This window comes from Silvibacterium bohemicum (genome assembly GCF_001006305.1).
Classification (GTDB): Bacteria; Acidobacteriota; Terriglobia; order Terriglobales; family Acidobacteriaceae; genus Silvibacterium; species Silvibacterium bohemicum.
The window spans coordinates 122,389-137,652 of record NZ_LBHJ01000001.1 but is presented as its reverse complement, the minus strand read 5'-3'; the positions used below and the strand labels follow the sequence as shown (position 1 = coordinate 137,652).

Genomic DNA, 15,264 nt, shown 5'->3' with positions numbered 1-15,264 from the left:
AACAATTACCCCTAACGCCAAATTACACAACGAAAGAAGACAAGAGGAATCAAGAATGGCTAAGACATATCACGATCAGGACGCGGACCTCTCCCTCATCCAGAAGAAGAAAGTCGCCATCATCGGCTATGGCTCGCAGGGTCACGCGCACGCGCTGAACCTCAAGGACTCCGGCGTCGAAGTGCGCATCGGATTGCCCGCGACCAGCAAGTCCATCGACAAGGCCAAGAAGGCCGGCCTCGAAGTCAACACCGTGAGCGACGCTGCGGCGTGGGGCGATGTCATCATGATCCTGACCCCCGACCACTCGCAGGGTGACACCTACAAAAACGATATCGCGGCGCACCTCAAGCCCGGCAAGACGCTGATGTTCGCGCACGGCTTCAACATCCGCTTCGGCACCATCGATCCTCCCAAGGACATCGATGTTTCGCTTGTCGCGCCCAAGGCTCCCGGCCATCGCGTGCGCGAGGTCTTCACCGAAGGCGGAGGCGTACCCGGCCTTGTCGCCGTTCATCAGGACGCGTCGGGCAAGGCTCTCGAGCTTGCTCTCTCCTATGCCAAGGGCATCGGCTGCACCCGCGCAGGCGTGATTGAAACCACCTTTACCGAAGAGACCGAGACCGATCTCTTCGGCGAGCAAGCGGTACTCTGCGGCGGCGCTTCTGCGCTGGTCAAGGCTGGCTTCGAAACCCTGGTGAACGCTGGCTATCAACCGGAGGTTGCTTACTTCGAGTGCCTGCACGAGCTCAAGCTCATCGTCGATCTCATGTATCGCGGCGGCCTGGCCTACATGCGCTACTCCATCTCCGACACGGCTGAGTACGGCGACTACACCGCCGGCCCGCGCATCGTCACCGACGAAACACGCGCTGAGATGAAGAAGCTGCTCACCGAAATCCAGAACGGCACCTTCGCCAAGAAGTGGATCGAAGAGAACAAGACCGGTCGCAAGCACTTCGACGAAACGCGCAAGATCGAAGCCAAGCATCCCATCGAAGAAGTAGGCAGCAAGCTGCGAGCCGCCATGCCCTTCCTCGATCCGGTCACCGTCAAGGACAATGCGCCGCAGGCCCCAGAAGCTGTCACCGCATAACACCGCTCGTATCGGATGCGACTGGCCGCGGACTCCCCCGCCGCGGCCCCGCATCTCAGCCGGAAATATGGCAGCCGCTCCGCGTATCCTGACTGCAATCCTCGCTGCATTGCTTGCCTGCCCGGCTTTTGGACAGGCCGGCTCGCGTTGCCAGGTCCGGCCTCCATCGCTAGCCGCGATGCGCCATTGCTATCGCCCGCTTCTCGTCTTCAGCCCCCGGGCAGATGACCCGCGACTCGTCGAGCAAGGCGCGATTCTCGATGCTGCGGCCGACGACATGATGGACCGCTTCGTCATGCTGACGCCGATCGTCTCCGGCAGCAAGAACTACCGCACGCCGTTGGATACTCCGTACGTGGTGCTCGGCGAGCAGGAAAGAAAAACGATACGAGAGCGCTTCCACATCCCCGAGGATCGCTTCCTGGTGCTCTTGCTGGGTGAAGACGGCAGCATAAAGCTGCGCAGCGAGCGCCCTGTCGATGCCAGCCGTCTTAACGCGCTGATTGATATCATGCCCGAGCGCAAAGTCGAGCAGGAACGTCCTCATGCCAACTAGCGTACGGGCAGGTTGGAGTCGTGGCGGTAAAAAAGCAATCTTCGGACATGCCGCATCGTGCATCATTTACCATCAAAGAGAGGCTGATCTATGACCACCGCCAGCACCACACCCGCGCTGGAACCGGCTGATCCTCGCAGCGCTTTCGTTCCCGCGTCTCCTACTCCACTCTGCGAATTGATCGAGGCGCTGAAGCGCGTCGGCCCCCTGCAGGGCATGGAAGATTCCGAATACGAGTGGCTCGCCAAACATGGCGAGGAGCGCCTCATCCCCGCCGGGACAACCCTCTTTCACGAAGGTGACAACGCGGACATGATGAGCATCGTTCTGCGCGGCGAGATCCACGTTCGCCGCGAACGCGGCGGCCCGGCAGCCTTGTTCATTGGACGCACCGGCCAGATCACCGGACTGCTCCCCTTCTCGCGCATGAAGACCTACGGCGGCCACGGCTATGTCGTCGTCGACATCTGGGCCTTGGACTATCCGCGCTCCAGTTTCGCAGAGATGATGCAGGCTGTCCCGTCAATGACGCAGCGCTGCGTCTCCGTCCTGCTCGATCGCGTGCGCGAAGTAACACGCCTCGAGCAGCAGACAGAAAAACTTAACGCATTGGGCAAGCTGGCGGGGAATCTCGCTCACGAGATGAACAACCCAGCCTCGGCCGCACAGCGTGCCGCCTCCGGCCTGCTCGATGAACTGCGTGTTTACGGTCATGAGAAGTTCAAGCTTGGCAGCCTCTGTCTCGATGCGGCTCATCTCACGCAGGTGCGCAAGTGGCAGGATTCCATCCAGGAGCTGGCCAAGAACACACGGGCTGACGTTGCCCACTCCGTAGGCCTTGAAGACAATCTGCAGGCGTGGCTGAAAGGTCGCGGCGTGAGCGAGACGTGGAGGATCGCCCCCGAGCTCGCCGAGCTGGGAGTTACAGCCGAACAGCTCAATCCGCTGGGCGAATTCCTCAACGCTGACTCTCTCTCCATCGTGCTCGGGCAATTTGCCTCTTCGGTGCGCGCCGAGCGCATCGCCGAAGCCATGCTCGATTCGACCGCCCGCATCTTCGACCTGATCCGCGCCATCAAGGACTACTCGTATCTGGACCAGGCCCCTATTCAAGAAGTTGATGTGCGGCAGGGTCTCGAAAATACACTGACCATGCTGCAGTCGCGGCTGGCGAACGTGGAGGTCGAGCGCCGCTATGCTGAAGATCTTCCGCTCATCGCAGCTTACGGCAGCGAACTGAACCAGGTATGGACAGCGCTGCTGGAAAACGCTCTCGACGCCATCCAGGATCGCGGGAAGATCACGCTTGCCGTACAGGTTTCCGGCGAGATGATTCTGATCGAAGTATGGGACGATGGGCCCGGCATCCCATCGGAAATCAAGAACCGCATCTTCGAGCCATTCTTCACCACCAAAGCGCCAGGCAGCGGCCTCGGCCTGGGACTCGACACCGTGCAGCGCGTAGTGCGCAGACACAGCGGCTACGTAAGCGTAACGTCGGAGCCAGGAGCCACCTGCTTCCAGATCCGGCTGCCGATGGAGCAGCTGCAAGCGTATTAAAGGTAGTAGATAGGGTGTAGGGAACAGGGCGTAGATTTCGCCTTTCCATTCGTGTGAGCGGTCACTCTCGTTCACCGCTCACACCTTCGTTCACCGCTCACACCTTCGTTCACCGCTCACACCTTCTTCACCGCTTACGGCTTCTTCAGTGCTCACAGCTTCTTCAGGATGACGGTGAGCATCTTTCCTACCTCGATAGATAGGCCTTCCACCTTGTCGATGGATTCGACGCCGGTATATTGAAGCTCTCTCACTATAACCAGCTGTGTTTGCACTTCGAAGTTTGAGCCTCTAGCCATGGCCAGGAACTGCTTGTACTCGCCCCTCGAGCCGCGCCCATACCCTTCCGCGATGTTGCTGGCAATAGAAACACTAGCGCGGCGAAGCTGATTCGTCAGTCCATAGATTTCCTCGCGCGGAAAATTCGCTGTCAACCGATAAAGCGCGACACTAAGCTCGACAGAGCGCTGCCAGACATGAAGCTCCCGATAAGACTCAATCATGGAAGTCGTTCTACAGCAGCCTCTATCCCCAAGGGAAGATTTTCTACACCCTAAACCCTAACCCCTACACCCTAAAGTCACTCTGTGCGCAGCGCCTCAACAGGATCGACGCGTGCCGCGCGCAGCGCCGGGAGATAAGCGGCCAGCGCTCCCGCGAGCATGAGCACAATTGCTACCGTAGCCAAGGTCCATCCATCATGCGGCGAGACGCCGTAGAGAAAATTGCGCACCAGCTTTCCGGAGAGAAACGCCAGCACTAATCCGAGGGATACTCCCGCGACGACCAGCACGCCGGCCTGCCGCATCACCAGCCCCATCACATCGCCGCGAGCCGCGCCCAGAGCGAAGCGCACGCCCATCTCGCGAGTACGCTGGCTCACCACATACGCCAGTAGTCCATAGAGCCCGGCGACACACAACAGCAGCGCCGAGCCGGCAAAAATCTCGAGCAAACGAGCGGCCAGCATCTGGCTCCCATAAGAGTCCTCGACGATCTGGTCCATCGTCGTGAAGTTCGATCCGGCCAGCTCGGGACTCGCCTGCTTGAGCGCCGCGCGCAGTTCGGGGATCACCTCCGACGGCGGCCGCTGCGTGCGTACAGCGAGATCCATGGCGATGCCCTCAAGCACCGTATAGAAGCCGCTGTCCGAAGTTATCTGAGGCAAGCTGACCTGGATCTCCGGCCTCGAGGGAGTGCCGACTGCGCTCTGTTGAAAATCGCCGAGCACACCGATGACCCTGGCCTGCTTGTTCTTTTGCGGACCGTCCTTCGACAGTTGGAGTATGTCTTTTCCGATGATCTTGCCTGCGTCCTGTTCGTCCGGCATGAAGGCGTGAGCGAACGCCCGGTTCACCACGACAACCGGATCGGCTGATGAGGTGTCCTGGGCATTGAAGTAGCGCCCCTTGAACATCGGAAAGCCGAAGACCCGCTGCAGGCTCGGACTGGCGGCCTTGAACTCTGCGACCACCGCGTTGCTCTTCTGGTCCGCCTTCGTGCTTTTCTGAGACAGCATCAGCCGCATCGAGAAGGTGTGACCGAGCGGAACATCGGTCATCAGACCGGCAGCATCCACTCCCGGCAGGTGCTGCACCCTCTCCAGCAGCGGTTGATAGATCGTGGCCGTGGCGTTGGTTTTGGCAAAGCGATAGGTTGGGATCTCGAGGTTGGCCACGATGATGTGGTCGGTGCGAAATCCCAGCGGCACGTGATGCAAGGCGTAGATGGTGCGCAGCAACAATCCGCATGACGCCAGCAGCGCCAGCGACATCGCGATCTCGGCGATCACCAGGCCGCCGCGCAGCCGATGCTGTGCGCGGCTCACGCCACTCTGCTGCCCGCCTTGGCGCAGGACCGGCTCAATCGGCAAACGCGCTGCCATCCAGGATGGCCACGCCGACGATAGGACAGCCGAAAGGATGGTAAGTCCCGATAATGCAACCAGCACAGTTACACTTGGCCAGGACGGCACTGGAGACGGCAATACCTGCTTCAGCGCACGATGGAAAATCGAGATCGCACCCACCGCCAGGCCAATTCCCAACACCGTGGCGCTGATGCTTAACACCAGCCCCTCGATAGTCAGCTGTTGCATCAGCCTTCGCCGGCTGGCGCCGAGAGCGCCGCGCATGGCGATCTCCCGCTGGCGCGCCGAACCCCGCGCCAGCAACAGATTCGTCGCATTGACGCAGGCAATCAGCCACAGCAAACTGGAGGCCGCCGTCAGCGCCAGCAGAGCATGCCGTTGGTCCGTCCTAACCTGCTCGCCCGAATACTTTCTTAGATTCACTTGCAGCGCATGCTTGCGCCATTCCGGATCGACATAGCCCATGGCTACATGTGCCTGAACGGTCTTCAATTCCGCGAGCGCGGAGGCTCTGGTCACACCTGGCTTCAGCCTCCCGATCACGCCGTAACCGGGAGAGTCGCCGGTGTGCCCCTGATCCTTGTCGCCCATCACGATGGGACCCCAGACTTGTGGATCATCCGACCGGTCGGGAAAGAAAAATCCCCGCGGCATCACTCCAACGACCGTATATGGCTCGTCGTTGATATGTACCGTCTTGCCTACGATATTGCGGTCGCCCCCGAAGACCGTTCTCCAGGCGGAATCGCTGAGCACCACCTCCTGGGCATCGCTCGTTTTTGCAAAACCTTCGGGCTTGTTCGGTAATCCAGGCCCAAGTTGCGGCGACACTCCGAGAGTAGAAAAAAGATTCGCACTGATCCGGGTGAAGCCTATCTGTACGGCCGTGCCGTTTCCCTGCAGAAAATTGCGCCCATCGAACCCTCCACCATCGAATGCGATCGCCTCAAAGCTGTGCAGCTGCTCTCGCCAGGCTTCGATATCGAGGTAAGGTACGTAAAGATAATCGCCGCCCTCAACCGTCTGACCTTCGCCGATTTGAACCAACCGGTCGGCATGCTTGTAGGGCAGGTGGCTCAACAAGACACCATCGACAACCGTAAACATCGCAGCGGTCGCAGCAATGCCCAACGCCAGCGTGCCGATGACCGCAGCCGCGAAGCCTGGCGAGCGGCGTATCTGACGCAGCGCGTATTTCGCATCCTGCAGCAGGCGTTCCAGCCACACCCAACCCCACGCCTCCCGCGTGACGTCTTTGACCAGCGCCACATTGCCGAATTCACGCTGAGCTTCGGCATGGGCGCGGTCCCGTCCCATCCCTCTCTCGCGCCGGTCGGCAGCGGCGAGAGCGAGATGCGCCTCGATCTCGGCATCGAGATCGGACTTCCGATCTTCCGAACGAAACAGCCATTGCCAGACGCTCATGGATTCTCCTTAGGCTTCGGGTTCTGGGACCGGGCCAAGCACTCCGGCAATGGCCTGGACCATCGCCTCCCACTTTGACCGGTCGCGCACCAGCTGCTCTTTGCCCGCCGTGGTCAACTCATAAAACTTGGCCCGCTGATTCTGCTCGGTGAGCCGCCACTGGCTGGCGATCCACTTCTGCCGTTCCAGCCGGTGCAGCGCCGGATACAGCGAGCCCGTTTCTACCTGTAAGACTTCGCCAGAGCGCGCGCGGATCGCATGACTTATGCCATAACCGTGCTGCGCACCCCAGCGCAGGGTTTCAAGGATCAACAGGTCCAGCGTGCCCTGCAGCAGCTCAATGCGATTTTGATAGACTTCCTTTGCCATGGTGTAGAGATCCTACACCCTAAGGAGGTAGAACGTCTACATAGCTTGGCCGCTGCGGGCGGCTAGAGAAAGGTCTTTTCGAAACCTATCCCCTAAACGCTGCACCCTAACCCTTGTTCTTCGGATTTTGCGTGAGCAGATTCTTGACCGAATCCGCGCCGAAGCCCAACGCCACGATGGCTACCGTCGCCGGTACGAAGTCCAGCTTCGTGAGCTGCTCCAGCGCCCCGGAGAGCAATCCCGCTAGGGCGACTCCGAAGGCGATGAAGAATTGCATGATTTCGACGCGGAAGCGCGCATGTCCGGTCTTGCGTACGCGCGATTGGATATGAAGCTTGCTCTCCAGGATCTTTCCCGGTTCGGTTCCGTGCTGGCCCTGGATAACGACTTTGATGTCGACCTTTCCGTACTGCTGAGGATCCGACTCATCGCCCTGGAAAAAATGGCAGACCTTCCAGCCATCCTCGTGCAGGTCGTTGGGAAAGTCCCATCGGCTTACCAGCTGCCGGATCGCAGCGGCGCCATCGAAGCGCCGGTCTTTGAAGGCGATGGAGAAGTAAACCGGCAGATACGGCCGCGCCTTCTGGGTATCGAAGACAATCTCCGCCTGTCGCGGACGGTCGATTTCGTCCAGCACATCCTGTTCGTAGACATCCTCACGCATCTGTTGAACCAGATTGCTGGCCGTGCGCAACGAGCGCCAGCACAAGGTTCCCAGCAGCTCGACCAGCTGGCATTCGTGAGCGGTGAGCCGCGCATTGGCATCTCTTCCCGGTTCGTCGCAATTCATGGTGTTGGCCGAGGCTACGCTCGCGCGCACCATCGCATAGTCCAACGCGATCTGCATCGCAGCCACGCCATGATCGATGGCAAACAGCATGCGGGGAGCAATCTGTTTGGGATCGTCGAAAGGCCTCTGAAGAATGTCGAAAAGTCCGGGCAGAGCCGCCATCAGGTCCGCGTAGTAGCTCGCAGGAAAAGAAACCAGCCGCAGCTTGAGGCCGGCGAAGCTGGCTGCCACCTGCGCCGCCAGTTTTGCGGAATCGCCCAGCATCGCCAGGCAGTCTTCAGCCTCACTCATAAAATCATCGGCGCTCTTCAAGTCTTCGTCCGGCAAAGCGAAGGCGTGAAGATGCTCCGCGGCCGATTGCAGCTTCAGATCGATCTGCTCGGTCACCGAGGGCGGAGCCGTCGTTGTCGCCTCCTCGAACCTCCGGCGCAGCTCGTCTAAATGTTCCGCGGCCGCGAGCCGCTTGCCCAGCCGGTCGATTGCCGCCGCTATCTGCGTGATCGAATCGGGAGGCGCGATCGCACTGATCCCCTGGTAGAGAATCTCTATCTTCTTGCGCTCCAGGCGCAGCAAGACTCGCAGGTAGGAGTCGACCCGTGTGCTGACGCTGCTGGTGCGGTCGGCCAGCTCGTCGATCTGGTTGCGCAGATCGATCTTCTTCAGAAGCTTGGGCAGGATGCCGGTTCCTATAACCGACAAGAGGCCTCCCAGGAAAAGAAGTACGGCCACGTACCCATAGCGCAGAATCGAGGTCCACGCCGAGCCCTGCCGCATCATGGATAAACGAATCGGCAGGCTGCGCTCCGGCAGGAGCACCGCATTGGTATGGTCTCCTGCCGCAAGACTTAGCTCCAGGATGCCGGTCTTATTCGTGGGATGGACGAAATCGACGATCGAATAGGCATCCGAGGGAGGCTGAATGTGGATCGTCTCCGTCTGGCTCGCGGGAAGAGTGATCGTCCCCGTCTGCGGCTCGAACGCATCGACGCGAAAACTCCAATTCAGAACGTAGGTTTCAGCGTCCCCGTTCTTCAGCGTGATCTGCACCGGCGAACCGCGAACGCTGTCCATCGGCTTGTCGGAGCCGCGATCGCTATCGATCGTTATATTCAGCGGCGCATCGGCTTCCACCAGCTTCAGTACGCCCACCACATTGTTTCCGTTGTACAGGCTGGCCTGTGCAACGCTTGCGCCCGCAAAGCCGCTGATCTGCGCGACAACATCGATTGGCGCATTCGCACTCAGCCGGGCAGGCAGCGGCGCGCCGCCCGCCTCGAGGACAAAGCTCACCTTCGGCGGTGGCAAAATTGTGTGCGTGACGGGATCGAGGAAGGGACCGGCCTTCAATTTAAGGGGAGCTGAGCCGCGGCCGGAATAGGATAGCTTGAACTCTTCCGAACCTGCGCCGCCCTTCAAGCTCGCCGGATATGGGGCATCGAGCGCTACCTGCGCACCGGCACGCAAGACGAAAGATACAGCCAGCAGCAATGCTCCAAGTACGTCACGGCGAACCCGCATAGGTATCTCCCCAAGATGCGGTACGCCGGGAGAGAGGCCGGACGTCCACACGTTATTGGAGGAAAATGCAGCCGGCTGCTTCTGTCAAGAAAATAAAGGACTCGGGAGCGCTGTTGTCCGCGAACCTAGTAGCCGTTGGCCACCAGGTAATCGAGCGTGAGCTCGAATGCCGCTTCCGGATGCTGCCGCTGCTGCGCTGCGTGCTTGATGAGCACATCGGCTTCGAGATTGACCGGACTGCCCGGCTTCAACGTATGGAGATTGGTCGCAGCGTAGGTATGTGGGATCACCGCGACACCCAGCTTCTTGCCATCCCATCGAGCGATGGTCAGGCTGATCCCTTCGATCGCCACCGAGCCCTTTTCGACCATGAAGGGACGAATGGATTCCGGCACCTCGATCTCCAGCCACCAGTCCGTCTGTTCGGCATTCGGAGTCATCGGCTCAAGCCTAAGCATCTTGCCCGTCGTGTCGACATGGCCCTGAACGATGTGACCGCCCAGCGGCGCGCCGGCCGGGGTGGGCAGCTCGAGATTGACCTTGGTGCCGGGCTGGAGCGCGGTCAGCGAAGTGCGAGCCATTGTTTCCGCAGCCAGATCAGCGTGGAAGATGGGAGCTTCGATATCCAGAGCGGTCAGGCATACTCCGCTGACGGCGATGCTGTCGCCGGTCTTCAGCCGGTCCGCGAGCCCGGGAGCCTCCACAGTGATACGGCTCGCGCCGGGGCGTTCTTCGATCCCCAGAATGGTTCCCGTTGTCTCGATCAGTCCAGTAAACATGCTTCTATTTTAGCGGGCCGCCAGAATCCGCTACGCCCAGGGATCGCGGAGATAGCTTTCGATGCGGACATCGCGGCCGAACTGCTGCACCGTGGTGCGCGTCACCGGCCACTTCCACTCCTCAAGGCTGCCGAGTAGAGGAACCGCCGTCGACCCTAGAAAGATCGGCGCGTAATAGAGAACCAGCTTGTCGACCAGATTTTGTCCCAGGGCCACCGCGTTCACCTGAGAACCGCCCTCGATCAATGCATTGGCGATGCCCAGCTGACCCAATCGGGTAAGCACCTGGCTCATCGATACGCGCGATGCCCCCAGCCAGCCATGGACCACTTCTATGCGAACCCCCAGCGCTTCGAGCGCCTTTTGCCGTTCGTACTTGGGAGTCGTGCAGAACACCAGCAGATCGTCCTGCGCAGTTCTCACCAGCTTGGAGTCAAGGCGCAGACGCAACGCGGAATCGAGAATCACTCGCAGCAGCGGACGCCGCCGGGGCAAACCGCTGCGATCGGTAAGCTGCGGATTATCGTTCAGCGCAGTGTTGATGCCGGTGATAATCGCGTCCGACGCATGGCGCAGACGCTGGACATCGGAGCGAGACTCTTCGCCAGTAAGCATGACAGGTGCAGCTACCCGGTCTGCTGCATGCTTGCCCGGCGCTGGCGCGATTCGCCCGTCGAGAGACACACCCGCCTTAAGCGTGACAAATGGCATGCCTGTCCGGATGTGCCGGGCGAAGCCATCGTTCAATTCACGCGCCTCATTCTGGCAGATGCCAACATCGACGGGGATGCCCGCGTTCCTGATTCGTTCCGAGCCCTGACCGTTGACCAGCGGATTGGGATCACCCGTGGCCACCACCACCCGGCCCACCTCAGCCTGAATCAGGGCGTTGGCGCAGGGACCAGTGCGGCCGGTATGCGCGCACGGCTCGAGCGTCACATAGGCGGTCGCGCCGCGGGCATTTTCACCCGCCTGCTTCAGCGCCACAATCTCCGCATGATCCTTACGGTCGTACTCATGGAAGCCTTCACCGACGACCCGGTCGTCTTTCACCAGGACGCATCCGACAACGGGATTGGGAGAGGCCAGGCCGATCGATCTTCGCGCCAGGTCGAGAGCCTGTTTCATCCAGCGTTCGTCGGCAGCCTGAGAAATGCGTTGCGGCGGTGAAACAACTTGTTCTTGCACTTACGTTCCTTACCAGCCCGCGAAAAAATTAGGCAGCGAGCCGTATCGTAAATTTAGTCAGTTATTCGGGCCCGATACATCCACTGCACTCGCCGCTTTGATGACGACTCCGCCGCGAAGGTTACCTGTTTTATGTTCTTAGCGCTCGAGCAGCGAATCGACGAATGCGTCGCTGTCGAATGGCAGCAGGTCGTCGATCTTCTCGCCTACTCCAATGTAGCGAACCGGCAGCTTGAGTTCGCGGGCAATGGCAATGGCGATGCCGCCCTTGGCCGTTCCATCCAGCTTAGTCAAGACGATGCCGGTCACGCCGGCCGACTCGGTAAAGAGCCGCGCCTGCTGCAGACCGTTCTGGCCGGTAGTGGCATCCATCACCAGCAGCACCTCATGGGGCGCGTCAGGAATTAGCCTTTGCGTGGTCCTGCGCATCTTGTCCAGCTCTGCCATCAGGTTGTTCTTGGTGTGCAGACGGCCGGCGGTGTCGACAATCAGAAAATCTCGGGATCTCGCCGTCGCTGCCTGCAACGCATCGTAGAGAACGGCCGAGGGATCTCCGCCCTGGCGCGACTTGATCAGCTCCACGCCGCTGCGCTCGCTCCAGACTTCGAGCTGCTCGATCGCAGCGGCCCGAAATGTATCCGCGGCGCAAAGCAGAACGCTTCTTCCCTGGGCGCGATAATACGCGGCCAGCTTCCCGCTGGTGGTGGTCTTCCCGGTACCGTTCACCCCCACCATGAGGATCACCTCGGGAGGCTTCGCCACCGTACGCGCTGGACGATTTTGTTCGTCAAGAATAGCCTTGAGCTGCTCCTTGAGAAGCTGCTTCAACTCGGCCCCGTCTTTGATCTGCTGGCGTTTCGCCCGATCCCGCAAGGCCTCCAGGATTTCCGTCGCCGTCGTCACTCCGATATCGGAGGCAATAAGCGACATCTCCAGATCTTCGAGAGCCGATTCGTCGACCGTGCGGGTCAGCGACAGCACCCCTTCAATGCGGTCTTCCAGGCTCTCGCGGGTGCGCGAGACCGCCTGCTTCATACGATCAAGAAAGCTTTTTTTCGGCGGTTCTTCTTCGTCTTTCAGGCTGCCGAACAGGGTCTGAATCATTGCCTGCGAGTTCCTCTGGTTGTCTTACTCGAGTTTACTACCGCAGGCAGTAGGGAAAAGGTTCAGACCAGTTCAGAGGCAAGACGCCGGCGCTGGAAAGAGACAGGCGCCCGCAGATTCTTGACGACGATGGTTCCGCGCTTGACCAGCGTAGCTAGCGCCTGCACGGCAACCGCGTCGTAACGCGTGCCGGCCAGCCGCTCCAGAACTTCAAGAACGTAGCTGGGATCCATGGCCGATTGATAGGGACGAGCCGAGGTCATGGCGTCGAAGCTGTCGGCCACGGCGATGATGCGCGCCATCACCGGAATCTCCTCGCCGCGCAGCCCGTAGGGATAGCCGCTGCCGTCGAGCGACTCGTGGTGCAGCTCGATGCCCGGGATCAGATCGTGAAGCGCTTCGATGGGACGGAGAATCGAAGCGCCCTTGACGGTGTGCGCCTTGACAATCTCGAACTCTTCGGTCGTCAACGGCAGATTCTTAATGAAGATCGAGTCTTCCACGCCCAGGTTCCCGATATCGTGAACCAGCGCCGCCAGCCGGATCCTCTCGACATCCGGAGACTCCAGCTGCATCTCGCGTGCAATCTCCGCCGCATAGGTTGCAACCCGCTCGGAGTGGCCGCGAAGATAGGTCGCGCGTTCATCGATGGCCTTGGCCACCATGCTCATCAACTCCACCAGCGCCGAATAGTTTTTGCGAGCTTCGGTTTGCCGGTCGAGAAAGGAATCCTGAAGGGTACGCAGGGCCTTGTTCCATTCCAGCGCCGTTTCGGCATAGGTCGTGCCGCGCAACGCCTCGGCCTGGCGCTCGGCATGGTGCAGCGAAAGCTGCGCAATCGAGGTGGCCAGCTCCCGGCTCTGCCAGGTAATGCGCATGGTGACAACCATGCTGACGATAGCGGAGAGAATCAGCCCCAGGGCAATCGGGAGCCAGTGGTTCCACTCCAAGCGAGCGGCCACGTGATCCAGCAGGAGAACGCCAAAACAGACGCTGCCCAGGACCAGAAAGGACGATCCGAGAACACGCCAGCGAAATGGGTGCGAAGCTGTCATCCGATGGAGATGAACGGCAGGGGATATCCGTAGGGCTCAGTGTACTTCGTTTTCAGACGAAAGATGCTACCCCAAAAGTGGCAGAACAAAAGAGGAACCGTCGATGGCTCTGAGTGTCCATTTTCGTGTCATTTGTTTTTAAATGTGCCGCTTATCTCCGGCGAAGGCCTGTTTTCGAGGGTTTATTCGTCGCGGCCGGGACGCACCATAAGCTGCTGCATCGCCTCTACCGGGCTCTTTCCCTGGAGGATCGCAGCCACCTGATCGGCGATGGGCAACTCTACCCCATGCTTCTGAGCCAATCCCAGCGCTGCCGTCGTGGTTCGAACCCCCTCCGCTACCTTGCCCTGCAAAGCCTCAAGGATAGCCGGCAGCGATTTCCCCTGGCCCAGTTCCACGCCCACCCAGCGATTGCGCGAAAGCGCGCCGGTACAGGTCAGCACCAGATCGCCTAGTCCGGACAGTCCGGATAGCGTCTCCCGCCGGCCGCCGCAGGCCGTCGCCAGCCGCGTCACTTCGGCGATGCCGCGGGTCACCAGCGCCGCCATGCTGTTATGGCCCAGTCCTAAACCGGAGACTACCCCGGCAGCAATCGCGATCACATTCTTCAATGCCCCACCCAGCTCTACGCCGATGACGTCGTCGTTGGTATAGAGGCGCAGGGTGCCGCTCGAAAACTCACGCTGGATGCGCGTCGCAACCGCCTGATCGGCGCAGGCAATTGCCACCGCCGTAGGCGAACCAGCCGCTACCTCCTGAGCAAAGGAAGGTCCGCTAAGCACGGCGACAGGCAGATCGAGTTTGTGCTGCGCCAGCACTTCGCCAATAATCTGGCTCACGCGGAGATAGCTGCCGTCTTCGATACCCTTGGTTGCGCTCACCAGAACCTGTTCCGCACGCAGGTAGGGCGCAAAGCCCTGATACGAGGCTCGAACATGGTGCGACGGCATCACGCTCACGACGATCTCTGCGGGAACGATGGCTAGTTCGGGATCGGTTGTAACCGCAACGCTCTCGGGGATAGCGAACCCCGGCAGAAATCCCGTATTCTCGCGAGCGGCATGAATAGCCGCGGCCACTTCCTCCGACCGCGTCCAGAGAGTCAGCTCGTGTCCGCCGCGGCGCGCGAGGCTGAGCGCAATGGCGGTGCCCCAGGCTCCGCCACCCAGTACGGTGATGCGGCTCATGCTGCGGTAGCTCCTGACTTGCTCGCCGATTTACCGAAGCGATTCTCTTTCCCCTGCAGCAGCCGCGCAATGTTCTGGTGATGCTTGGCGATCACGATCGCCGGCACGAGAAAGATGACCGCCGTCAGTAACGCCGTTCGCGGAGCATGAGGCAGAATCAAGGCGAAGATCGGAAAGACGACCGCCGCCAGAATAGAACCCAGTGAAACATAGCGGGTAAGAACGACAACGACGATGAAGACACCCAGTCCAGCAAGCGCAGGCCATACGGCGAGCGCCAGAAAAACTCCCAGAGCCGTAGCAACGCCCTTGCCGCCTTTGAAGCGCAGCCACACCGTGTAGATATGTCCCAGGATGGCAAAGAGAGCAGCCAGTGCTGCGGCGTTCTGATAATTCACCGGCGCCAGTCCAGCCATCGAAGCAATGCGGCCGGCCAGCATCACGGCCACATAGCCCTTGCAGGCATCGAGAAGAAAGGTCAGCGCCCCCAGCCCCTTCGACCCCGACCGGATCACATTCGTAGCGCCAATGTTGCCGCTGCCCTTCGAGCGGATGTCCTCTTTAAGAAAAAGGCGCACCAGGATGTAGCCGAAGGGAATAGAACCCAGCAGATAAGCAGCGAGACTGACCAGCAAATAAGGAAATGCGTGCATCGACTTATGAGTTTATCCGGTTTGCCAGGCATCGCGTTGGCCGCCGCATCGATCGACAACCCAATCAGCGCCTCACCGGAAGCTCTTCGCTCTCCATAAGCCGCCTGGCGTTGT

General features: G+C 60.3%; 13 protein-coding genes. 3 read left to right on the top strand and 10 right to left on the bottom strand.

Annotation, left to right across the window (positions count from 1 at the left end):
- Window positions 1–55: 55 nt before the first annotated feature.
- The 3 genes from ilvC to XX99_RS00625 all read left to right on the top strand — a co-directional run bounded on the left by ilvC (window position 56) and on the right by XX99_RS00625 (window position 3,212).
- Window positions 56–1,096, top strand: coding sequence for a ketol-acid reductoisomerase (gene ilvC, locus XX99_RS00635; protein ID WP_050057452.1), 1,041 nt, complete (start codon window positions 56–58; stop codon window positions 1,094–1,096).
- Window positions 1,097–1,163: 67 nt separating this feature from the next.
- Complete coding sequence (locus XX99_RS00630; RefSeq protein ID WP_050057451.1) at window positions 1,164–1,652, top strand: DUF4174 domain-containing protein; 489 nt, start codon at window positions 1,164–1,166, stop codon at window positions 1,650–1,652.
- A gap of 90 nt (window positions 1,653–1,742) precedes the next feature.
- Window positions 1,743–3,212 carry an ATP-binding protein gene (locus tag XX99_RS00625; protein WP_050057450.1) on the top strand — a complete coding sequence of 490 codons (1,470 nt, stop codon included), beginning with the start codon at window positions 1,743–1,745 and terminating at the stop codon, window positions 3,210–3,212.
- Window positions 3,213–3,364: 152 nt separating this feature from the next.
- Here XX99_RS00625 and XX99_RS00620 read toward each other — a convergent pair whose 3' ends face one another.
- From XX99_RS00620 to plsY, 10 genes are all read right to left on the bottom strand, one after another.
- Entirely contained in the window at window positions 3,365–3,715 is a 351-nt protein-coding gene (locus XX99_RS00620) for a four helix bundle protein (protein WP_050057449.1), read from the bottom strand.
- A gap of 77 nt (window positions 3,716–3,792) precedes the next feature.
- Entirely contained in the window at window positions 3,793–6,507 is a 2,715-nt protein-coding gene (locus XX99_RS00615; protein WP_050057448.1) for an ABC transporter permease, read from the bottom strand.
- A gap of 9 nt (window positions 6,508–6,516) precedes the next feature.
- Window positions 6,517–6,876 carry a PadR family transcriptional regulator gene (locus XX99_RS00610; RefSeq protein WP_050057447.1) on the bottom strand — a complete coding sequence of 120 codons (360 nt, stop codon included), beginning with the start codon at window positions 6,874–6,876 and terminating at the stop codon, window positions 6,517–6,519.
- A gap of 106 nt (window positions 6,877–6,982) precedes the next feature.
- A complete protein-coding gene (locus tag XX99_RS00605; RefSeq protein WP_050057446.1) occupies window positions 6,983–9,184 on the bottom strand; it encodes a hypothetical protein in 2,202 nt (733 codons plus the stop codon).
- A 125-nt stretch (window positions 9,185–9,309) separates the two neighbouring features.
- Window positions 9,310–9,963: a riboflavin synthase gene (locus XX99_RS00600; RefSeq protein ID WP_050057445.1), complete on the bottom strand. Its 654-nt coding sequence runs from the start codon at window positions 9,961–9,963 to the stop codon at window positions 9,310–9,312.
- Window positions 9,964–9,993: 30 nt separating this feature from the next.
- Complete coding sequence (gene ribD, locus XX99_RS00595) at window positions 9,994–11,151, bottom strand: bifunctional diaminohydroxyphosphoribosylaminopyrimidine deaminase/5-amino-6-(5-phosphoribosylamino)uracil reductase RibD (RefSeq protein ID WP_231581099.1); 1,158 nt, start codon at window positions 11,149–11,151, stop codon at window positions 9,994–9,996.
- 138 nt (window positions 11,152–11,289) lie between these two features.
- On the bottom strand, window positions 11,290–12,255 hold the full coding sequence (gene ftsY / locus XX99_RS00590) for a signal recognition particle-docking protein FtsY (protein ID WP_050057444.1): 966 nt from the start codon (window positions 12,253–12,255) through the stop codon (window positions 11,290–11,292).
- 62 nt (window positions 12,256–12,317) lie between these two features.
- Complete coding sequence (locus tag XX99_RS00585) at window positions 12,318–13,310, bottom strand: HD-GYP domain-containing protein (RefSeq protein WP_050057443.1); 993 nt, start codon at window positions 13,308–13,310, stop codon at window positions 12,318–12,320.
- A 182-nt stretch (window positions 13,311–13,492) separates the two neighbouring features.
- Window positions 13,493–14,497 (bottom strand): NAD(P)H-dependent glycerol-3-phosphate dehydrogenase, encoded by a 1,005-nt coding sequence (locus tag XX99_RS00580; RefSeq protein WP_050057442.1) that lies wholly within the window; start codon window positions 14,495–14,497, stop codon window positions 13,493–13,495.
- On the bottom strand, window positions 14,494–15,150 hold the full coding sequence (gene plsY, locus XX99_RS00575; RefSeq protein ID WP_050057441.1) for a glycerol-3-phosphate 1-O-acyltransferase PlsY: 657 nt from the start codon (window positions 15,148–15,150) through the stop codon (window positions 14,494–14,496). Before plsY ends, XX99_RS00580 begins: the two co-directional genes overlap by 4 nt.
- Between the last annotated feature and the right edge of the window lie 114 nt (window positions 15,151–15,264).